Source organism: Pseudomonas sp. NFIX49, from assembly GCF_900115915.1.
GTDB classification, from domain to species: Bacteria; Pseudomonadota; Gammaproteobacteria; order Pseudomonadales; family Pseudomonadaceae; genus Aquipseudomonas; species Aquipseudomonas pharyngis.
Genome location: NZ_FOYE01000003.1, coordinates 303986 through 324853, shown reverse-complemented (window position 1 = coordinate 324853; position 20868 = coordinate 303986). Strand labels below are relative to the sequence as shown.

The 20868-nt window shown below is 62.4% G+C and carries 19 protein-coding genes; 12 read left to right on the top strand and 7 right to left on the bottom strand.

Features of this window, described 5'->3' with window-relative positions; all coding sequences use genetic code 11:
- Positions 1 to 70: 70 nt before the first annotated feature.
- Entirely contained in the window at positions 71 to 946 is an 876-nt protein-coding gene (locus tag BMZ46_RS09700; protein ID WP_074687711.1) for a LysR family transcriptional regulator, read from the top strand.
- Positions 947 to 1011: 65 nt separating this feature from the next.
- On the opposite strand, the gene BMZ46_RS09695 is transcribed toward BMZ46_RS09700, so the two are convergent.
- Positions 1012 to 1734, bottom strand: coding sequence for a pirin family protein (locus BMZ46_RS09695; protein WP_074687712.1), 723 nt, complete (start codon positions 1732 to 1734; stop codon positions 1012 to 1014).
- A gap of 211 nt (positions 1735 to 1945) precedes the next feature.
- Here BMZ46_RS09695 and BMZ46_RS09690 point away from each other — a divergent pair, with 211 nt between their 5' ends.
- Positions 1946 to 2896, top strand: a complete 951-nt coding sequence (locus BMZ46_RS09690) for a GlxA family transcriptional regulator (protein ID WP_039771528.1) — start codon at positions 1946 to 1948, stop codon at positions 2894 to 2896.
- 90 nt (positions 2897 to 2986) lie between these two features.
- Positions 2987 to 4459, top strand: a complete 1473-nt coding sequence (locus BMZ46_RS09685; RefSeq protein ID WP_074687713.1) for an ATP-binding protein — start codon at positions 2987 to 2989, stop codon at positions 4457 to 4459.
- Here the strand turns inward: BMZ46_RS09685 and BMZ46_RS09680 are convergent.
- Positions 4421 to 7207 carry an ATP-binding protein gene (locus tag BMZ46_RS09680; protein ID WP_074687714.1) on the bottom strand — a complete coding sequence of 929 codons (2787 nt, stop codon included), beginning with the start codon at positions 7205 to 7207 and terminating at the stop codon, positions 4421 to 4423. The two genes, BMZ46_RS09685 and BMZ46_RS09680, sit on opposite strands and share 39 nt — an antisense overlap.
- Positions 7208 to 7540: 333 nt before the next feature.
- On the opposite strand from BMZ46_RS09680, the gene BMZ46_RS09675 reads away from it, so the two are divergent.
- On the top strand, positions 7541 to 8110 hold the full coding sequence (locus BMZ46_RS09675) for a flavodoxin family protein (protein WP_074687715.1): 570 nt from the start codon (positions 7541 to 7543) through the stop codon (positions 8108 to 8110).
- A gap of 7 nt (positions 8111 to 8117) precedes the next feature.
- Here the strand turns inward: BMZ46_RS09675 and BMZ46_RS09670 are convergent, their stop codons facing one another.
- Positions 8118 to 8519 carry a helix-turn-helix domain-containing protein gene (locus BMZ46_RS09670; RefSeq protein WP_039771519.1) on the bottom strand — a complete coding sequence of 134 codons (402 nt, stop codon included), beginning with the start codon at positions 8517 to 8519 and terminating at the stop codon, positions 8118 to 8120.
- Between the two features lie 248 nt (positions 8520 to 8767).
- Here BMZ46_RS09670 and BMZ46_RS09665 point away from each other — a divergent pair, with 248 nt between their 5' ends.
- The 7 genes from BMZ46_RS09665 (at position 8768) to ycaC (ending at position 15202) form a co-directional block, all read left to right on the top strand.
- Positions 8768 to 9751, top strand: a complete 984-nt coding sequence (locus tag BMZ46_RS09665) for an MBL fold metallo-hydrolase (protein WP_074687716.1) — start codon at positions 8768 to 8770, stop codon at positions 9749 to 9751.
- Positions 9752 to 9796: 45 nt separating this feature from the next.
- Positions 9797 to 10720: a LysR family transcriptional regulator gene (locus BMZ46_RS09660; protein WP_011333412.1), complete on the top strand. Its 924-nt coding sequence runs from the start codon at positions 9797 to 9799 to the stop codon at positions 10718 to 10720.
- A 349-nt stretch (positions 10721 to 11069) separates the two neighbouring features.
- A complete protein-coding gene (locus BMZ46_RS09655; protein ID WP_074687717.1) occupies positions 11070 to 11447 on the top strand; it encodes a DUF6124 family protein in 378 nt (125 codons plus the stop codon).
- Between the two features lie 138 nt (positions 11448 to 11585).
- Positions 11586 to 12002, top strand: coding sequence for a DoxX family protein (locus BMZ46_RS09650; RefSeq protein ID WP_074687718.1), 417 nt, complete (start codon positions 11586 to 11588; stop codon positions 12000 to 12002).
- Positions 11995 to 12621, top strand: a complete 627-nt coding sequence (locus BMZ46_RS09645; RefSeq protein WP_074687719.1) for an antibiotic biosynthesis monooxygenase — start codon at positions 11995 to 11997, stop codon at positions 12619 to 12621. Before BMZ46_RS09650 ends, BMZ46_RS09645 begins: the two co-directional genes overlap by 8 nt.
- A 45-nt stretch (positions 12622 to 12666) precedes the next feature.
- On the top strand, positions 12667 to 14505 hold the full coding sequence (locus BMZ46_RS09640; protein WP_011333416.1) for an amidohydrolase: 1839 nt from the start codon (positions 12667 to 12669) through the stop codon (positions 14503 to 14505).
- 70 nt (positions 14506 to 14575) lie between these two features.
- Positions 14576 to 15202, top strand: a complete 627-nt coding sequence (gene ycaC, locus BMZ46_RS09635) for an isochorismate family cysteine hydrolase YcaC (RefSeq protein ID WP_039771508.1) — start codon at positions 14576 to 14578, stop codon at positions 15200 to 15202.
- A 57-nt stretch (positions 15203 to 15259) separates the two neighbouring features.
- Here the strand turns inward: ycaC and BMZ46_RS09630 are convergent, their stop codons facing one another.
- Positions 15260 to 16687 carry a mechanosensitive ion channel domain-containing protein gene (locus BMZ46_RS09630; RefSeq protein WP_074687720.1) on the bottom strand — a complete coding sequence of 476 codons (1428 nt, stop codon included), beginning with the start codon at positions 16685 to 16687 and terminating at the stop codon, positions 15260 to 15262.
- Positions 16688 to 16750: 63 nt separating this feature from the next.
- Complete coding sequence (locus tag BMZ46_RS09625; RefSeq protein ID WP_074687721.1) at positions 16751 to 17767, bottom strand: alpha/beta hydrolase; 1017 nt, start codon at positions 17765 to 17767, stop codon at positions 16751 to 16753.
- A gap of 162 nt (positions 17768 to 17929) precedes the next feature.
- Here BMZ46_RS09625 and BMZ46_RS09620 point away from each other — a divergent pair, with 162 nt between their 5' ends.
- Positions 17930 to 18829, top strand: coding sequence for a LysR family transcriptional regulator (locus tag BMZ46_RS09620; RefSeq protein WP_074687722.1), 900 nt, complete (start codon positions 17930 to 17932; stop codon positions 18827 to 18829).
- Between the two features lie 149 nt (positions 18830 to 18978).
- Here BMZ46_RS09620 and BMZ46_RS29675 read toward each other — a convergent pair whose 3' ends face one another.
- Positions 18979 to 19590 (bottom strand): hypothetical protein, encoded by a 612-nt coding sequence (locus tag BMZ46_RS29675; RefSeq protein ID WP_074687723.1) that lies wholly within the window; start codon positions 19588 to 19590, stop codon positions 18979 to 18981.
- Positions 19591 to 19666: 76 nt separating this feature from the next.
- Complete coding sequence (locus BMZ46_RS09610) at positions 19667 to 20854, bottom strand: type II secretion system F family protein (protein WP_007956102.1); 1188 nt, start codon at positions 20852 to 20854, stop codon at positions 19667 to 19669.
- Between the last annotated feature and the right edge of the window lie 14 nt (positions 20855 to 20868).

Below are 20868 nucleotides of genomic sequence, written 5' to 3'. Positions count from 1 at the left end.
GCTATCGTTGCTGCGTTAATGCAGCGAGTTTGCGTGATAGTGATGCGTTTATGCATCAATGGAGAACGGTATGAACTGGGATGATGCACGGGTGTTTCTTGCGGTCTGCCGCGAGTCGACATTGCGCGGCGCCGCGCGCGTGCTGGGCGTGGATCAGGCAACGGTCGGGCGCCGCATCACGGCACTGGAAAAGTCGCTGGGCGCGACCTTGTTCCTGCGCACCTCCGAGGGCTATGCACTGACGGCCGTCGGCGAAGCCGCGCTCAAGTCGGTAGAAAAAATGGAGTATTCGGCACTGGAGCTGGAGCGGCGTATCCAGGGCCTGGACGACCGCCTGACCGGCAGTGTGCGGGTCAGCACCACCGATTCGCTGGCCATCGATTTCCTGATCCCGGCCATTGCGCAGTTGCACGAACGGCATCCGGATGTGCGCGTGCAACTGGACGCCTCCACGCAGATCCTAAGCCTGGCCAAGCGTGAAGCGGACATCGCCGTGCGCAACACCCGCCCGGACAATCCGGACCTGATCGCCCGGCGCATCGCGCGTTGGCCGGTGGGATTGTTTGCCTCGCAGGCCTATGTCGACAGCCATGGCGTGCCGGCGCCGGGCAGTGCGTTCGAGGGCCATGATCTGGTGGTGTACCAGCCGTATCTGCAAAGCAACAAGGATCTGACCCTCGTGTCGGAGCCCATGACTCGCGGGCGGATCGTCGCCGGTCTGAGCTCCAGCCTGTTGGTACGCCGCTCGATTGCCGCCGGGTTGGGGGTAGGAGAAATTCCGGTCTACATGGGCGAGCGTGATGGTCTGGTCAGGTTGTGGCCGGAGCGCACGCGGCCGTTGCCTTATGAAGTGTGGCTGGTGACCCATGCGGATTTACGCCACACCGCGCGGGTCAGAGCGGTGATCGAACACATTGTCGAAGCGTTTGTGCTGGAAAACGAATAGTTGTTCTGCCAATGAAAAACGGCCTTCACTGAAGGCCGTTTTTTGTGAGCGTTGAAACCGCTGCCTCATGGCATTTCCGGCAGTTCCTGTGGGCGCAGATCAAACACCAGGACTTCGGCATTCTGGCCATTGCTCAGGGTCAGCGCCTGTTCTTCACGAACCCGCACGCCGTCGCCTTCCTTCAACTGCACGCCGTTCAGTTCAACGCTGCCGCGAGCAACGTGCACATAGGCGTAGCGGTTGGCGGGCAGCTTGAGGGTGGCGCTTTCTTCACCATCGAACAGTCCGGCATACACCCGTGCGTCCTGGCGCACTTTCAGCGAGCCGTGGCTGCCTTCGGGCGAAATGATCAGTTGCAGGCGACCGCGTTTTTTCTGTTCGCTGAAGTGTTCTTGCTGGTAGCGCGGTTTGGCGCCGCTGACATCCGGCACGATCCAGATCTGCAGGAAGTGCACAGGCTTGCTCGCCGAGTGGTTGAACTCGCTGTGGGCCACGCCGCTGCCGGCGCTCATCAGTTGCACATCGCCGGGGCGGATCACCGAACCGGTGCCGAGGGTATCCTTGTGTTCAAGGGCGCCTTCGAGCACATAGGAGAAAATCTCCATGTCACGGTGCGGGTGCTGGCCAAAGCCCTTGCCGGCGGCGACGCGGTCATCGTTGATCACCAGCAGGTCGGAGAAACCCTGTTCACGCGGGTCACGGTAGCTGGCGAAGGAAAAGGTGTGGAACGACTTCAACCAGCCATGATTGGCCAGACCACGGTCGGAAGCTTTACGAAGGGTCAGCATGATGAAATCTCCTTTCAGGACGTTGATTCGTCCGAGTGAGGAGAAGGTTACTGGTTACCCTGCGATGCAATAAGTAGATGAAAATTGAAATACTGTCCTGTTTTGGTTGACAGTTGTGTGCACTGGATCACGCATTCTTTTCCAACGTTTTCACCGTATCTGGCCATAATGCGCAGACTTATGACTTTGCTTGGATTTTGGTGATGCCCACATGAAGACCGTGGCAATGGTGCTGTTTCCGGATTTTCTGCTGCTCGACATGGCCGGACCTCTGGAAGTCTTTTCGGTTGCCAACCGCTACCTGAAACCGCAAGACCACTATCACCTGACCACCCTGGGCACCGAGCGCGGGCCGTTGCGTGCGTCCAATGGCGTCCTCGTGCACACCGATCGGCATATGGACGAAGCCGATGAACGCTACGACTTGCTGCTGGTGCCGGGCGGCCCCGGCGCCTACAACGAAAAACACCCGCCGCTGCTCGCCTGGCTGCAAGGTGCGGTGACGCGTGCCGGGCAGTACGGTTCGATCTGTACCGGCGCTTTCGTGCTTGGCCATGCCGGGTTGCTCGATGGCTATCGTGTGACCACCCACTGGAATTACACCGAACGCTTGATCAAGGGCTTTCCGAAGGCAAACGTCGCGACCGACCAGATTTTTATTGAGGATCGCAACCTGATCACCTCCGGAGGTGTCACGGCCGGCATCGATATGGCGTTGGCGGTGGTCGCTCGCGATCATGGCAAAAAGATTGCCCAGGACGTGGCCAAGGTGCTGCTGGTCGTCATGAAGCGCCAGGGCGGGCAAGCGCAGTTCAGCCCGTTGATGGCAGCGGTGGCGCCCCAGGAAACGCCGATTACCCGGGTGCAGAACCATGTGCTGGAACATCTGGAGGAAGCCTTCACCGTCGAGCGCATGGCGGGACTTGCGAACATGAGCGCACGGCACTTCGCCCGGGTGTTCGCTCGCGAGGTCAACATGACGCCCATGGAATTCCTGCAAAGTGCGCGCATCGATTGCGCGCGCAATCTGCTGGAAACCAGCGATCTGCCATTGAAGACTGTGGCCTACAAAAGCGGTTTCGGCAGTGTGCGGCACATGCGGTTTCTGTTCGGCGAAAAGCTCGGGCTGACCCCCACGCAATATCGCGAACAGTTCAGCTAGAGCGGTTCTGTCCGTTCCGGGCATCCGGATGTCCGTGCTGGACCCCGCGTGGTGGTTGTACCGTCATCGAGGCCTGCGAAGATAGCGGACATGAACAGCCTCAACGAATTGAACTCGGCGTCGGTCCTGCGCTTCGGGCCGTACGCGTTCCATTTGCGCCAGCGGCTGATCCTCGAAGGGGATCGGCAATTGCGCATGGGCGGGCGTGCGCTGGACATTCTGCAAGTGCTGGTCGAGCGCGCCGGCCAGGTGGTCAGCAAAGAGCAATTGATCGCGCTGGTGTGGCCGACCTCGGTGGTCGAGGAGATCAACCTGCGGGTGCACATCGCCGCGCTGCGCCGGGCCCTCGGCGACGGCGAAAAAGGCCAGCGCTATATCGTCAATGTGCCGCAACGCGGGTACAGCTTCGTGGCACCAGTGCAGGGCGACAGCGCCGCCCACGTGGTGTTCGAAAACCTGCAAGCGCCCCAACACAATTTGCCCGCACGACTGACGCCGGTCACCGGGCGCGATTCACTGGTCGGTGGTCTGGTCCGGCAATTACCGCTGTCCCGGCTCCTGACGGTGACGGGGCCTGCCGGCGTTGGCAAAAGCACCGTGGCACTGCGCGCAGCGGAACTGCTGCTGCAGCATTTTCGTGACGGCGTGTGGCAGGTGGATCTGTCGCTGGTCGGCGATGACATCCCGCTCCTCGATCACCTGCTGAAAACCCTCGACACTGATTTCCCCACCCTCGCAGCGCGTCACGCCTTGCTGGTGCTGGACAACTGCGAGCATCTGCACGAAGCCTGCCGGAACCTGGTGCAAAAACTCCTCGACGCCGCGCCCCGTCTGTCGATCCTGGCCACCAGCCGCGAACCGTTGCGTCTCGGTCTGGAAGTCCTCCAGCCGCTGCCGCCACTGACTCTTCCCAAAGCTTCGGCCCTCAACAGTGTCGCCGAGGTCATGGGCTATTCGGCGGTGCAGCTGTTTGTCAGTCGTGCCCGCGCCCGTCAACACGGCTTCAGTCTGCGTGAACAGGATCTGGAAACGGTGCGCGATATCTGTCGGCGGCTCGATGGTCTGCCGTTGGCGATCGAACTGGCAGCGGCACAGATCGATGCCTTGGCGCTGGTCGGCCTTCAGACCCAACTGGATCAAGGCCTGCAAGTCCTGAGTCACGGTCGCCGCACCGCCGTGCCACGCCACCAGTCGATGAAGGCCGCGCTGGACTGGAGCTATCAGCGCTTGAGCGAGCAGGAACAACGCGTGCTGCAGCGGTTGTCGGTGTTCAAGATGGCATTCACCCTGGACGCCGCTATCGGCGTGATCAGTTGCGCGCAACTGCCACCCTCGAGGCTGGTGGCCGTGGTTGAGCAGTTGGCGGTCAAATCGTTACTGACAACGGACCGATCCAGCGGAACACTGCGCTACCGAATGCTCAACACCACGCGCCGCTATGCCCGTGAACGGCTGGAGCAGTGCGGCGAGCTGAATGATGTCGAGCGTCGACACACGCGTTACCTGGGCCGCACCCGGCCGGCCTCAAGCGGCCGACTGAGCGCGCAGTTCGTCGAGCAGTAGACGTACCTTGCGCAAGTCCGGGGTGGCATAACCTTCGGTGAAGCGCTGGTAGATCGGAGTCAGCAATTCTAGCGCCTCGTGATAACGCGACTGGCGCTGCCACAACTGAGCCAGCGACGTTGCGCTGCGCAGTTCCCAGGCCAGGGCTCCTTGTGTCCGTGCTATCTCAAGGGATTGCTGCAAAGCGCTTTCGGCCGTGTGATGACAGGGCGAATCAGCCGCCAGCAACCGCTCGGCCCGGGCCCGCAAAATCTCCGCAGTACTCCAGCCGGCCGCGCCGCTTTGTGCTCGTTCGAGCAACGCATCATCAACGAAACCCGGATCCAGCGTGACCATGATTTCCCTGACCAGACCGCTGTCGGCGGGCGGGATGGCGGGGGCCTTGTCAGCATCGATCACCTGCGCATAGTGTCGCGCCCACGTATAGAACAGCAGCACCGAATGCTTCTGCGCCTGTTCGAGCAGCAGTTGCAGCAACGCGCGGGCGTTTTGTACGTCGCCGTTGTAATGGGCGATCAGGCACGAGGCGAGTGCCAGGGTGTAGCAGATCGAGGTGCCGTGGTTGATCTGCACCGCGATGTCCAGTGCCTGCCGCGCCGTGCGCCAGGCCTGCTCGGGAAAACCTTGCAACCACAACACCCGGGCGAGGACGGTCAGCGAGGCGACGCTCTGGTCGTATTGCACGCCGAAACCGTGAGTGAAGCGGTTGAGGTGGCCGCTGTGGGCCATGCGCTGAATGACCTGTTCGGCGTGGATTCGCGCCTGATGCTGATCGCCGGCGTAATGCAGCGCGAGCACCCGCAAGCGATGGGTACTCAAGGACAACTGCGCATCGCCGTGCACGCCGAGACTTTCGAATTGCTCGCTCTGCTCCAGCGCCATCTGGTAATGCCCGCAACTGAGATTGACCGCCATGTGCCCCGACACCGCGCGCAACTGGCCGGCCATGTCGTCGTGCCGTTGCGCCAGCAGCCGGGCGCTGACGAAGGCCTCGATGGTTTCCGGCGTGCCGCCCCAGGTGTGGTAGCAGGCGCTGCCGAGGGCCAGTTTCAAGGCGATTTCCAGTCGCGGGCAGGGCTCGTCGGATGACGCCAGCAACGCCAGTGCCCGGCGCACATGAACGCCGTACTCCTTGAGCAGGGACAGTTCCTGCCACAACGGTGCCGAGGTCGCCGTCAGGCTTACGCCGAGCGCGCGCGAGCCTTGGTCATTCAGCGTCCACTCAAGCGCCGCGCGCAGGTCTTCAAGGCCCCGGGCGTAACGCTCGATCCAGACTTCGGTCGCCGTGTTCTCCCAATCGGCCTGGGCCTGATGCATCAGCGCCAGGCTGCGTTCGGCATGGCGCTCGCGGGTTTCGCCGAGTTCGGCGGCCTGGTCGAGCTTTTCCAATGCATAGCGACGAGTGGTGTCGAGCAGGCGATAGAACACCTCTTCATCGCCGACCTCGACGTTGAGCAGCGACTTGGCGACCAGTTGTGTGATCGAGGCAAACACTTCGTTCGATTCGATGTGCTGACCGACGATGACCGCCGCCGCAGATTCCAGCGTGAACGCGCCACGAAACACACCCAGTCGGCGCAGGCCGGTCTGTTCGCAGGCGTTGAGCAGATTGAAGCTCCAGTCCAGCGTAGCGCGCAGGGTTTCATGCCGGCCGAGACGAGTCTGATTGCCCGCCGGCAAACGCCCCTGGAGCTGACTCAGCAAACCCTCCAGCCCAAGACCCGCCACCTGCGCGGCGGCCAGTTCCAGTGCCAGCGGGATGCCGTCCAGCCGCCGACAGATGTCGATGATCAAGGGCAGGTCGGCGTTGCCCGGCTCAAAGTGTTCATGAGCCGCCATCGCCCGTTCGACGAACAACTGCAGCGCAGAAAACCCCATCGCCTGATCGCGGTCGAGCACTGCAATCGGTGGCGGGCAATCGAGAGATTCCAGCCGCTGCACATACTCGCCCTCGGCGCGCAGACTTTCGCGGCTGGTGGCCAGAATGTGCACCTGCGGCGCGCCACGCAGAATGCTTTCACTCAGCAACGCCACAGCGTCGATCAAGTGCTCGCAGTTATCGATCACCAGCAGCATCTGCCGCTCGCGCAGGCTGTTGATCAGGCACGCCATCGGCTCGCTGTCATGCAGCGAAAGGTCCAGCAGGGCGGCGAGGTGCGAGCAGATCGAGCCCGGATCGTTGAGCGGTGCCAGGTCCAGCAGCCGAATACCATCGCGATAACGGCCGATCAATTGTTCGGCGACACGCAGGGCCACGGTGGTCTTGCCGATGCCGCCGGGGCCGACCAGAGTGATGCAGCGCTGGCGCGGCAGTTGCGTCATCAGGCTGTCGATCACCGACTGGCGCCCGATCATCCGCGTGCGCCGCAATGGCAGGTTATGTCGACCGAGGTGGGCGGCGGCGGGGCGTTGTTCGATGGATTGCAACACGACCGGCGCGACGAAACTGTAACCACGCTGCGCGACGGTGACGATGTAGCGCTGCCCGGCCTGACCGTCACCGAGGGCCTTGCGCAGTGCGGCCATGTGCACCCGCAGGTTGATGTCTTCCACCACGCTGTCCGGCCAGACCCCGGCGATCAACTGCTGCTTGCTCACCACCTCGCCGGCGTTGGCCAGCAGGATCAGCAAAATGTCCATGGCGCGACGGCCCAGGCGCAAAGGCTGGTCGCCTTCAAGCACCAGCCGCTGGCCGGGGTGGATCCGATAGGGGCCGAAACCGATGGCCTGATTCGGGGAAAAACTCAACCGCTCACTCCTTCGACGTTTTTTATGATCCTGGTCCGCCTCGGTGAAGAGTCCGTGACGGGCAGGGCGGATGGCGACTTGAGGGGCACGCAAGCCGTCTGAACCGCAGTATCCGGGCATATTCCTCAGGATTTGGCGCCAGCGCAATGTGCACGTTGGGCGCGCGTCCGGGAATCGCTCGGCCTCCAGTGCCGTCACCACTGTATTTAAAGGGTGGAAACCGTGCCCGCTGACCCGACAGTCGGGGAGAATTAACAACGATTAACTCGTCCGTGCCGGCTTCAGAGCCAAAACTGCGGGGCAATGGAATGCATACGTCCGGAGGACGCTGCGATGAGCAAGGTGGTGGTGGTCTATCACAGTGGCTACGGGCATACCCGCGTCATTGCCCAGGCTGTGGCCCAAGGTGTGGAACGCCACCTGGGCAGCACCTGCCTGTTGCTGGCCGTGGAAGACGTGGAAGCCCACTGGGATGACCTGCACCGCGCCGACGCCATCATTTTCGGCGCGCCGACCTACATGGGCAGCGCGTCGGCGGCGTTCAAGCAATTCATGGAGGCCACGGCTTCGTTCTATCTCGCCCGGCCGTGGCGCGACAAGCTCGCGGCGGGCTTCACCAATTCCGGCAGCCTGTGCGGCGACAAGCTCAATACCCTGCTGCAAATGGCGGTGTTTGCGGCCCAGCATTCGATGATCTGGGTCGGGCTCGATCTGTTGCCGGCGCGTGCGTGCCAAGGTGTTTTCGACGGTCAATTGAATCGCCTCGGCAGCTCCCTCGGCGCCATGTCCCAATCCAGTGTCGAACAACCGCCCGAACACGCACCGCCGCTGGAAGACCAACAAACCGCCGCGCACCTGGGCGAGCGGGTGGCGCGACTGGCGCAGCGGATGGCTCGCGGATGAAACCGCCTCAGCGGTTTTTCATGACCTGACAACGCCACGCAAACGGATTGATCCCTTCGCTGCGGGTGAAGATGTGGCAGAAGTGCGCCTGATCGCAGAAGCCGCATTCCAGGCTGATCTGCGTGAGGCTGTGGTTGGTCTGCTGGATCAACAGCTTGGCACGGGCAATGCGCTGGGTTCGGATCCAGTCTTGCGGCGAGTACCCGGTACTGCATTTGAACGCCCGGGAAAAATGACTGCGTGACAGTGAGCAGGCGCTGGCCAGTTCGGTGACTTCAAGGCTGTCGCCGAGGCGTTCGAGGATCAGTTGTTTCACCAGGCGTTCCCGTTGCGGGCTGAGGCCGCCGGTGCTGGATTTGCGGTGTTCGCTGGCAGGGGCGAGGGCGACGGTTTGCTGTAAGTGAGCCATGGCCTAGGTCCGTGTCGGGGGGGAACGCACGGTCAGCGCTTTCCCTCAGGTCAAAAAAACAACGCTGCGCAGAGGGATTCATTGTTTGGTGAAGGGCGAGTGCTGACGAGTTAAACGTTGTTAATTCCACCGTCGGCTGCAACTCAGCACACCGTTGCAAGTCGCCATGAGGGGAACCGGGCAGGATGGCGAAGATTGGGGGCGGGCCATAAGGGGCCGCAGAATCGGGCTCGGGCGAGAGGATGCATATGAAAGGTTTGTTCAACGGCGTAATCGGCATGGCGGTGGTCGGTGTGATGTCCAGCGCCATGGCGCAGGCACCGCAGGTCGGCACGCAGGCGCCGGGTTATTTCCGGCTGGCGCTGGGCGATTACGAGGTGACGGCGCTGTTCGACGGCTACAACGATTTGTCGCCGAAGCTGCTGCAGGGCATGAGTCAGGGCCAGATTCGCGCGCTGCTGGCCCGGCGCTCGATTGAAACGCCGGGCGTGCAGACTGCGTTCAATGCGTTCCTGGTCAACACCGGCAAACAATTGATTCTGGTGGATACCGGCGCGGGCCAGTGCATCGGCGCCACTGCCGGCCAGCTCTCGGCGAACATGCAGGCAGCGGGTTACAAGCCTGAGCAGGTCGACGCGATTCTGCTGACGCACCTGCACCTTGATCACGTCTGTGGGCTGGTCGACGGCCAGCAACGGCCGATCTTTGCCAATGCCACGGTTTACGCTGCCAAGGCCGAAGCCGATTACTGGCTCGATCCGCAGGCCGAGGCCAAGGCGCCAGCTGGTGCCCGGGAGTTTTTCAAGATCGCCCAGGATTCCACTGCGCCTTACGTGGCGGCCGGGCGCTTCAAGACGTTCGCAGAGGGCCAGTCGCCTTTGCCGGGTTTGGTCGAAGCCACACTGGAAGCCGGGCACACGCCGGGCAGCACCACCTACCGCTTCACTTCGCAGAACCAGAGCATCGTGTTCATGGGTGACCTGGTGCACAACCTGGCGGTGCAGTTCGATCATCCAGAGGTGTCGATCCGCTTCGACGTCAACGGTCAGCAAGCGATCAAGAGTCGCAACGCCGTGTTCAGTGCAGCGGCGGCCAGCAAGACCTGGGTCACGGCTGCGCACTTGCCGTTCCCCGGCATCGGCCACATCACGGCAGTCGACAAGCACTTCCAGTGGGTACCGGTTGAATACGGCCCCTACAAACGCGCGGCCAAAGTGCCGCTGATCGAGTAAAGTGCGCAGCTCCCACGTCAGGCTCAAACAAGGAAAACGTGCCCCATGAACCGTAACGATCTGCGTCGCGTCGACATGAACCTGCTGGTGATTTTCGAAGCGCTGATGTTCGAAAAGAACCTGACCCGCGTCGCCGAAAAACTGTTCATGGGGCAGCCTGCGGTGAGCGCCGCGCTGGGGCGTCTGCGCGATCTGTTCGATGATCCGCTGTTGCTGCGCAATGGCCGGGGCATGGAGCCGACAGCGCGGGCGCTGGCGATTCTCCAGGAACTGCAACCGGCGATGGACGTGATTTCCGGCGCGGTCAGCCGGGCCAAGGAATTCGATCCGGCGACCAGTTGCGACGTGTTTCGCATCGGCTTGTCGGACGATGCCGAATTCGGTCTGTTCCCGCCGCTGCTGCGCCAGTTGCAGGAAGAGGCGCCGGGGATTGTCGTGGTGGTACGTCGAGCCAATTACCTGCTGATGCCGGGGTTGCTGGCATCGGGGGAGATCTCCGTCGGCGTCAGTTACACCACCGATCTGCCGGCCAACGCCAAGCGCAAGAAACTGCGCGATATTCCCTGCAAGGTCCTGCGTGGCGACAATCGTCCGGGCCCGCTGACGCTTGACGAGTATTGCGAGCGCCCGCACGCGATGGTGTCGTTCTCCGGAGACCTGAGCGGCAACATCGACATGGACCTGGCCAAGGTCGGTCGCAGCCGCCGGGTGGTGCTCGGTGTGCCGCAGTTCAGCGGCCTGCGCGCGCTGCTGGCCGGCACCGAGATGATCGCGACCGTGCCGGATTACGCGGCGTGTGCATTGGTCGAAGGGTGTGCGTTGCGGGCTGAAGATCCGCCGTTCCCGATTGATGCGGCGCAACTGTCGATGGCCTGGAGCGGGGTGCATGACAACGATCCGGCGGAGAAATGGCTGCGTTCGCGGATCAGTCAGTTCATGTCGGTGACGCTGGATATTCCGGCGGTTTAGCGCGTTGTTGAAAGGTGTTTAGCGTTACTTCCGGTAAGCCACAACGCCTTGCGCCTTTGCCTACGTGTACGCCAGAATCCGCCGGCTTGTGCGCCTCTGGGGCGGGTTCTATTGTTCGCCGGTCGCTGAAAAACAGCGATCGGGTTTAGCAGCCCGGATCTACTCTAGACGCACAATGCCCTTCGTTCGTGATCAGGCTCAAGCCTGTCCGTTCACGTTATGGCGGCTTTGCGTGGGGCACTTCGGTGCGCCGGGTTCTAGAGTCCTGGTCTGCTAACCCGCGTACGGCCGCCACCTCTTTCGTTTAGCAGCGAAGCGTGGCGCCTCCACTACTCTAGAGGCTTTATCCATGATCAAACCAACGCCAAACCCGCCTGAAACCGACCCCACCTCGCCCTACGAAACCCTCGATTCCAAGAAATTCCACGAAGCCGCCGAGCGCGCCCTCGATCACTATCTGAATCCGCTCCTCCCCAGAAAACCGCTGCTCAAACCCAACGCCCGCTACCTCATCGCTCCCGGCATCGACAGCGAAGAACTGCTGGCAGACGCCTGCGAAACCCTGACCTCGGCCAAGGTCATGGCCAATGACTTCGCCGGGCTGGTGGACGGCCCGCAGCGGCATGTGCTGTTGGGGATTGCGCAATTGATCATGCTGGGGGAGCTGGCGGTGAATCGAGTGCTGGATAATCTGGAACTGAAGGCTGAGGCGCCCGCTGTAGCTTGATCGACTGCTCACCTGATCGTTCCCACGCAGAGCGTGGGAACGACCGACGGTGCTCTCAAAAAAGAGAGCACACCCATCCAATTTCCCCCCGGTCAATCGTTGCACCATTGCCTGCAATGATTGATCAAGGGTGGGCCCATGAACGCTGTACAACGCAATGACCAGGCGCAAGATCTCGGCCTGCTGTTTCTGCGGGTCGCCGGCGGATTGTTTCTGCTGTTCGTCCACGGCTTGCCCAAGCTGCTGGACTTCACCGCGCAGCTGCAACTGATCGAAGATCCGTTTCACCTCGGGGCCCACCTCACTTTGATTCTGGCGATCTTCGCCGAAGTCCTCTGTCCGCTGCTGATCGTCGCCGGGGTGCTGGCGCGTCTGGCGTGCTTGCCTATTCTCTTTGTGCTGCTGGTGGCGCTGCTGCTTGTGCATCCGCAATGGAGTGTGGCCGAAGGGCAGTTCGGCTGGTTGCTGTTGATCCTCTTCACCACTGTTCTGATCGCCGGGCCCGGACGGCTGGCGCTCAATGTTCGTTTGCCCGGAGTACTCCGTTATGCCTGATGCCCAGACCCTGAAAAAACCGGGACCCGAAGAAACCGTGACGCTGATCGTCAAGCACCGGGTCAAGGCCGGTTTCGAGCAGCCTTACGAAGCCTGGCTGCGCAACATCGTCAGCGTGGCGGGGCGCGAAGAAGGGCACTTGGGCGTGGACGTGATGCGCAGCCAGCAGGGCGGGCTCGCACTGTTCACCTGCGTGCTGCGTTATTGCTCGACCGAGGCGATGCAGCGCTGGCTCGACTCACCGCAGCGTCAGAAACTGATCGACGAAGCTGCACCGATGCTCGCCGACGGCGACCAGACCGAAGTCAATGCGGCCAACGAATTCTGGTTCACGCCGCTGGCCGAGGCCGGCTCACCGCCACCGCGCTGGAAGCAGGCTGTAGTGACGCTGCTGGTGATCCTGCCGCACACCTTGCTGGTGCCGCTGATCTGGGGGCCACTGCTGCAACTCAATGCCTTCCTGTCCAACTACGTGGTCGCCACGTTCCTGATCACCCTGACCATCGTGGTGTCGGTGGTCTACGTGTTCATGCCGCCCGTGACCCGTCTGTTCGCGCCGTGGCTGGAAGCCGGTCAGTCACACAAATACCTCGAATCCAATGCCAATCCGCCGCGCTGAAGCGGCGGGTCCGGGCTCCGTTTCACTTATCTCGAAGGAACTGCGATGAACGCCGATCTGATTCTGTTCAATGGCCAATTTCATACGGTAGACCGCGAAAAACCCCTCGCCAGTGCCGTGGCGATCAAGGACGGTCGTTTCGTCGCCGTCGGTAACGATGCCGAGGCGATGGCCCTCAAGGGCGCCGGCACTCAAGTGGTCGACCTCAAGGGCCGCTGCGTGATTCCCGGTCTCAACGACTCGCACTTGCACCTGATCCGTGGCGGCTTGAACTACAACCTCGAACTGCGCTGGGAAGGCGTGCCGTCGCTCGCCGATGCGCTGCGCATGCTCAAGGATCAGGCCGACCGCACGCCGACTCCGCAATGGGTGCGCGTGGTCGGTGGCTGGAACGAATTCCAGTTCGCCGAAAAACGCATGCCGACCCTCGAAGAAATCAACCAGGCGGCGCCGGACACCCCGGTGTTCATCCTGCACCTGTATGACCGTGCGTTGCTCAACCGCGCCGCGTTGCGCGTGGCCGGCTACACCCGCGACACGCCGAACCCGCCGGGCGGCGAGATCGTGCGCGATGCCAACGGCAACCCGACCGGCATGCTGGTGGCGCGGCCGAACGCGATGATTCTGTACTCGACGCTGGCCAAGGGGCCGAAGCTGCCGCTGGAATATCAGGTCAACTCGACCCGCCAATTCATGCGCGAACTCAATCGCCTCGGCCTGACCAGCGCCATCGATGCCGGCGGCGGTTTCCAGAACTATCCGGACGATTATCAGGTAATCGAACAACTGGCCAAAGACGACCAGTTGACCGTGCGCATCGCCTACAACCTGTTCACCCAGAAGCCGAAAGAAGAGCTGACCGACTTCCAGAACTGGACCGGCAGCGTCAAGTTGCATCAGGGCGATGACTTCCTGCGCCACAACGGCGCCGGGGAAATGCTGGTGTTCTCGGCAGCGGACTTCGAAGACTTCCTCGAACCGCGCCCGGACCTGCCGCAGACCATGGAACAGGAATTGGAGCCGGTGGTGCGCCACCTGGTCGAACAGCGCTGGCCGTTCCGTCTGCACGCCACCTACAACGAATCGATCAGCCGCATGCTGGATGTGTTCGAGAAGGTCAACCGCGACATTCCGTTCAACGGCCTGCCGTGGTTCTTCGATCACGCCGAAACCATCACCCCGCAGAACATCGAGCGGGTGAGGGCGCTGGGTGGCGGCATCGCGATTCAGGATCGCATGGCGTTCCAGGGTGAATACTTCGTCGACCGCTACGGCAAACAAGCCGCCGAAGCCACCCCACCGATCAAGCGCATGCTCGCCGAAGGCGTACCGGTCGGCGCGGGCACCGATGCCACCCGGGTGTCGAGCTACAACCCGTGGACTTCGCTGTACTGGATGGTCAGCGGTCGCACCGTTGGCGGTCTGGCGCTGTACGAAGAAGGTTTGCCACGCAGCACCGCGCTGGAACTGTTCACCCACGGCAGCGCCTGGTTCTCGTCCGAACAAGGCAAGAAAGGCCAGATCAAGGTCGGGCAACTGGCGGACCTGGCAGCGCTGAGCGCGGACTTCTTCAGTGTCGAGGAAGAAGCGATCAAGTGGATCGAGTCGGTCATGACAGTGGTTGGCGGCAAGATCGTGTACGCCGCCGGCGACTTCGAAGACCTCGGCCCACGTTCACTGCCGGTGCTGCCGGACTGGTCGCCGGTGGTGAAAGTCCCGGGCCACTGGCGCCCGAATTCGCCATTGCAGGCTCAGGTGCACCAGTGCAGCGGCCCGTGCGCGGTGCATACCCACAGCCATGAAAAAGCGCGGATGTCGAATGCGCCGGTCAGCGATTTCGCCGGCTTCTGGGGCGCGTTCGGCTGTTCCTGCTTCGCGTTCTGATCCTTTTGAAAAAAGCGCCGCTCTGTGCGAGCGGCGCTCCCCGCAACAACCATCCATCGAGGAGTTTCACATGAGCAACGTTCCTTACAGCCGCCTGAACAAAGACGATGCCGTTGTGCTGTTGGTCGACCACCAGACCGGTCTGATCTCGCTGGTACAGGATTTCTCGCCGAACGAGTTCAAGAACAACGTGCTGGCACTGGGCGACATCGCCAAATTCTTCAACCTGCCGACCATCCTCACCACCAGCTTCGATTCCGGCCCGAACGGCCCGATCGTGCCTGAGCTGAAAGAGCAATTCCCGGACGCGCCGTTCATTGCCCGCCCTGGCCAGATCAACGCCTGGGACAACGAAGACTTCGTCAAGGCCATCAAGGCTACCGGCCGCAAGCAACTGATCATCGCCGGTGTGGTGACTGACGTGTGCGTGGCGTTCCCGACCCTGTCGGCCATCGCTGAAGGTTTTGAAGTGTTCGTGGTCACCGACGCTTCCGGCACCTTCAACACCACCGTGCAACAAGCGGCGTGGGCGCGTATGTCGGCTGCCGGTGCACACCTGCTGAACTGGTTCGCTGTGGCTTGTGAGCTGCAAGTCGACTGGCGCAACGACATGGAAGGCCTGGCGAATCTGCTGTCGCAACGTCTGCCTAACTACCGCAACCTGATCAACAGCTATACCAAGTTCACTGCCCAGTAATTGGCTGAACAAAATGCCCGCTGAAGAGCGGGCATTTTTTCGTCTGTAGCAAAGGGCTCAGCGCTTTTGCAACCACCCCAAAAACCCACCCTTGCGAACCGGTACAGGCTTGGCCATCAACGCCAACCGACTGTTCTGCTGCCGTACCGCCTGCAACTTGTTCAATGCCTGGCCCACTTCACTGCGCTGTTCCATGCACTGGCGAGTCAGGTTCTTGTCGAGGCGATAAATGATCGACGACGTCAGCGCGGTGAACGTCGCCTGCGAAGGCGTGTCGGCCAGAATGCTCTGCTCGCCCATGACCTCGCTCGGCCCCATGCGTCCGGCCTCGGTGAAACCATTACCGTCCGGCACGCTGGCGCTGACCACGCCGGTGGCGATCACGAACAGGCTGTCCGGGACTTCCTCCAGATTGAGCACTACCTGCCCGGCGCTGTACTGCTGCGCGACCATCGATTCGGCGAGGCGATCGCGTTCCTCGTGGCTCAGCGAGCGGAAGATTTTCACTTCATCGAGCAACGCGCGAGCGCGGGTCGAAGGTTCGATCACGCCATCCGGGTGCCGCGAGATGCCGGCGGCTTCAAGATGGCGGTGGGCGAGGTCGAACAGTTGATTGCGCACGTCGCTTTTCTTGCCCAGTTCGGCGATGAAACCGCTGGCCACGTATTCCGACATTTCTTCGCCGGCCTCTTTCAGTACCGCTTTCGGCGCAGGCGACAACAACAAACTGCTGCTGCCTTGCAGCGTGCGGTCGAGGGCGTCGAGCACCCGGCGCGGGCGGATGTGGTTCGGCACCTTGATGCTGATCGACACGCCGTGCAGGTTGTTCGGCCGGCTGAGGTTGACGATCTTGGCCTTGGCCGCCACCGAGTTCGGTACCACGGCCAGGGTGCCGCTGCTGGACAGCAGGTGCGTGGCGCGCCAGTTGATGTCGAGCACCTTGCCTTCGACGCCGTCGATGACCACCAGATCATCCACCTGATACGGCTTGGTGGTGTTGAGCACGATGCCGGAAAACACATCGGCCAAGGTGCTTTGCAGCGCCAGACCGATGACGATAGCCACCACGCCGGAGGTCGCGAGCAGGCCTTTGACCGGCAGATCCAGCACATAACCGGCCGCTGCGACGATGGCCGCCAGAAACACCAGCGCACCGATCACGTCCTGCAGCAGGCGGCCGCTGTGACCGATGCGGCGCATCAGGATCAGACCGATGACTTCGGTCAGCACCCGCGCGGCGTACAGCCACCAGAGAATCCCCAGCGCCGTCGCCCCGAGTTGCGCCACCGGGTCATCGGCAAACAATGGTGCCTGCAACGGGCTGACGCCGGCGTTGATGGCCAGCGCGCTGAATGCCAGAAACAGCACCAGCCGCACACCGACCCGCGGGGCACGGTGTTTGAACGGCGCCAGATGCCAGAGCAAGGCGTCGAGCGCCAGCAGCAGGGCGCTCCAGGAAAGCAGATGGGCAGAAAAAAGGCTCATGAGTCGAACTCCGGCGGGCACAAAAGAAAACGCCACACCCGAAGGTGTGGCGAGGGGTTGCACTCAGTTCAGGTGGGTCTTGAGTTCTGCCGCGGCCTGGCGCACGGCGGCTTTGACTTCAGGAATCCCGTTCAGCGGGTTGAGCAGGCCGAAGTCGTGAATCATCCCGTTGTAACGTACCGAGGTCACCGCTACACCGGCCGCGTCGAGGTGGCGGGCGTAGCCTTCGCCTTCGTCACGCAGCACGTCGAACTCGGCGGTCTGTACCAGTGCGGCGGGCAGGCCCTTGAGCTGTTCGGCGCTGGCGTTGAGCGGCGAGGCATGGATCTGCGCACGCTCGGCCGGGTTGGTGGTGTAGTTGTCCCAGAACCACTGCATCATGCCTTTGGTCAGGAAGTGGCCCTCGGCGAATTGCTGGTACGAGCCGTTATCGAACCCGGCGTTGGTCACCGGCCACATCAGCAACTGGAAGCGCAGCGCCGGGGTTTTCTGTTCCTTGGCCATCAACGCCACGACCGCCGCCATGTTGCCGCCGACGCTGTTGCCAGCCACCGCCAGACGCTTGCCGTCGACGCCAATTTGCTTGCCGTGTTCCGCTACCCATTTCGTCGCGGCGTAAGCCTGATTGATCGCGGTCGGGTACTGCGCTTCCGGCGACGGCGTGTAATCGACGTACACCGCGACCGCGCCAGAACCCACCACCAGATCACGAATCAAGCGTTGGTGCGTCGGGAAGTCGCCCAGCACCCAGCCGCCACCGTGGAAGAACATGAACACCGGCAACTCGCCTTTGACCTTGGCCGGACGCACCACTTTCAGGTTGATCGTCTGGCCGTCGACCTTGATCGCCTTGTCGCTGACTTCAACGCCGGACAGGTCAACCTTCACCGAAGCCTGGGCGCCGGTCAGCACCGCACGGGCGTCTTTCGGGCTCAGTTGCTCAAGGGGTTTGCCACCGCCGGCGGCGAGGGCGTCGAGGAAGGCCTGAGTGTTGTGTTCGACGCCAGTGCTTTCGGCGGCGAAGGCGTTGCCGATGGACAGGGCGAGGAGGGAAGCGGCGAGGGTTTTCTTGATGTTCATGTGCAATTCCTTTTTAAGTCGTTTGAGTTTTTGTATGCCTTGGGATCGGGCTGCTGTGGCGCTGGGCTTCAGGCCTCAGCAACACCGTGAGCACAGATTAATGAGGTGCCGGAAAGTGAAAAAGCGGCTATAAAGCGTTTAACTGTCCACCAGAGAGTGACAATGAACCCGTTCGAAGACATGCGTATTTTTTGCCAGGTCATGGACTCCGGCAGCTTCACGGCGGCGGCCGATCAGTTGGGCCTGTCCAAGCAGTTCGTCAGCCGTCGGTTGATGCAGTTGGAGGAACGCCTCGGCGTGCGATTGCTCAACCGCTCGACCCGGCGCCTGGACGTGACGCCGCTGGGCCAGAGCTATTACGAATCGGCGCTGCGCTTGCTCGGTGAAGTGGAGTCGGTGGAGCAGGGCATCGCCGGGCAGACCGCCGAGCCGCGCGGGGCGATTCGCGTGAGTGCGCCGCTGTCGTTTGCGTTGGCCCATCTGGGCTGTCTGCTGCCGCCGTTTCTGCAGCGTTATCGCGAGGTCACGGTGGAGGTGGACCTGAGCGACCGGCCGGTGGATCTGCTGGGCGAGGGTTACGACCTGGCGCTGCGCATCGGTGTGCTGGAGGACTCGACCCTGATCGCCCGACGCATCGCGTCAGTCGAGCGGGTGTACTGCGCCAGTCCTGCTTATCTGGCCGAGCGCGGTACGCCGGTCAAACCGGAAGATCTGCTTGGCCACGACTGTCTGCCTTACGGCCACGGGCGTTCGGTGCAGTGGCGGTTCAATGCGGGGCAGGGCAAGCCGCTGCTGGTGAATGTCACCGGGCGGATGCGCGTCAACAACGGTGAGTTGCTGCGGGATGCGGCGGTGGCGGGGATGGGGATTACCTATCTGCCGACGTTCATTGTCGGCGCGGCGCTGAAGGATGGGCGGCTGGTGCCGGTGCTGGACGAGTTTCGGCCGGAACCGCTGACGCTGTCGGCGGTGTACCCGCAGCATCGTCAGGCATCACGGCCGGTGCAGGCGTTGATCGAGTTTTTGCGTGAGCGGCTGGATCAGAATCATGTCGCTCTCTAGGTTTTGCGGTGAACTGGTGGGCGCCGATGAGCCCTGTGGGAGTCGGGCTTGCCCGCGATAGCGGTGGGTCAGTTAGTAATGCTTTAACTGACCAGGCCTCATCGCTGGCAAGCCAGCTCCCACAGGGATTGCGGTGCTTTCAGTTCGGGTCAGTTGGCGCGCTTGTCATCGCCAGGCTCGCCGCCGACGTGAACACCGCGATCATCACCGGGTTCGCCCGCGGCATGCAGGCCTCGGTCATCACCGATTTCGCCGGCACGATGTACGCCATGGTCGTCACCGATTTCACCAGCGCGATGTACACCGTGGTCATCGCCGACCTCTCCGGACCGATGCACACCGTGGTCGTCGCCGGGTTCAGAATGCGTGCCGCTGCGACCGGATGACGCCGTGTTGCCGGAGTGGCCCGAGCCGTGGTCACTGCCGCTGTGGCCACTGTTGCCACCGCCGCCACTGCCACTGTTGCCGCCACTGCCGCTGCCGCCGTGACCACCACCATTGCCACCGCCACCACCGCCTCCGCTGCCGCCACCTCCATTACCGCCACCACCGCCTCCATTGCCGCCACCGCCGCCTCCGCTGCCACCCCCGCCGTTACCGCCTCCGCCTCCGCCACTACCTCCACCACCGCCGCCACCACCACTTCCCCCATCCTTGGCCTGAACACTCGACACCCCGGACAGGCTGTCCGGAATCAGTACGGTAGACGCCGACAGGACTGCGCCGATGGCCATTGCGAGCACGAGCTTTTGAATGTGCATATCGTTCTCCGTCTTTGTTGTCTTGATTGGGAACGTGGATGTGGCTTGTTGCGTGTGATCCGACCCGTTCCCGAGGTCAGTGGATACTCGAAGCCAGTTCGAAGATCGGGATGTACATCAGGATCACGATCACCCCGATCAACAGGCCGATGAAGGTCATGAGCAGCGGTTCGAACAACCGCACGAACCACTCGATCCAGCGGCTGATTTCCTCGTCGTAGAAGTCGGCGCTGCGTTCCATCATTTGTCCGAGGTTGCCGGACTGCTCGCCAGCGCGCAGCAGGCGCAGGGACACGGGCGTCACCAGACGGTTGAGCTCCAGCGCAGTGGACAACGACTGCCCCTCGCGCACCCGTTCGCAGGCCTGATCCAGGCGTGCTCGCGAGGCCACGGTGAGCAGGCCCCGCACCATGCCCATGGCCGTCACCAGCGGAATCCCGCCTTGCAGCAGAATCCCCAGTGACCGGTAAAACCGCGCCAGCTCATACATGAAAATCCGCTGGTGCACGGCGGGCAGTTTCTCCACCAGCCGATCCAGCCCACGGCGAAACGCCGGTTGTTTCTGCAGCACGGCGAGGGCGATGACGATCGTCGCCAACAGGCCGAAAAACTCACCCTGATGGGCGTGCAGAAACATGCCGCTGCTCATCAGGATCTGCGACAGCCACGGCAGGTTCGAGCCCAGCCCTTCGAACACCAGGCTGAAGCGCGGCACCACGTAGCCCATCAAAAACAGCACCACGCCACCGCCGACCACCAACAACAAAAGCGGGTAGATCGAGGCGCTGACGATCTTCTGCCGCACTTCGTCCATGCGCTGGCGATAGCTCACGTAACGGCCCAGCGCATCGCCGACCGCGCCGGTCTTCTCGCTGGACTGTACCAGCGCCACGTACAACGGCGGGAACACCGCCGACAACTGGCCGAGCGCCTGGGAGAAGGATTTGCCCTCGTACAGCAGCCGCACCAGCTCGCTCAAGGTTTTGCGGGCGGCGGGGGCGGTTTCTTTTTCGGCCAGGCTTTCCAGCGCATCGATCAGCGGCAGGCCGGCGTTGAGCAGGGTGGTCAGTTCCTGGCTGAACAGCACCAGGTTGAAAGTTTCACGCTTGCTCAGGCGCAACGAACGCCAGTGCCTCTCGGCGTGCAGGCTGACCACGCGCAAGCCCTGATCCTCGGCAATGCGCCGCGCCTCGCTCTGACCCGGCGCCTCGACGCTCAGCGACACCACCCCGGCCTTGCCCACTGCTTTGAGTTGAAATCGCATGCCGTGTGCTCCGC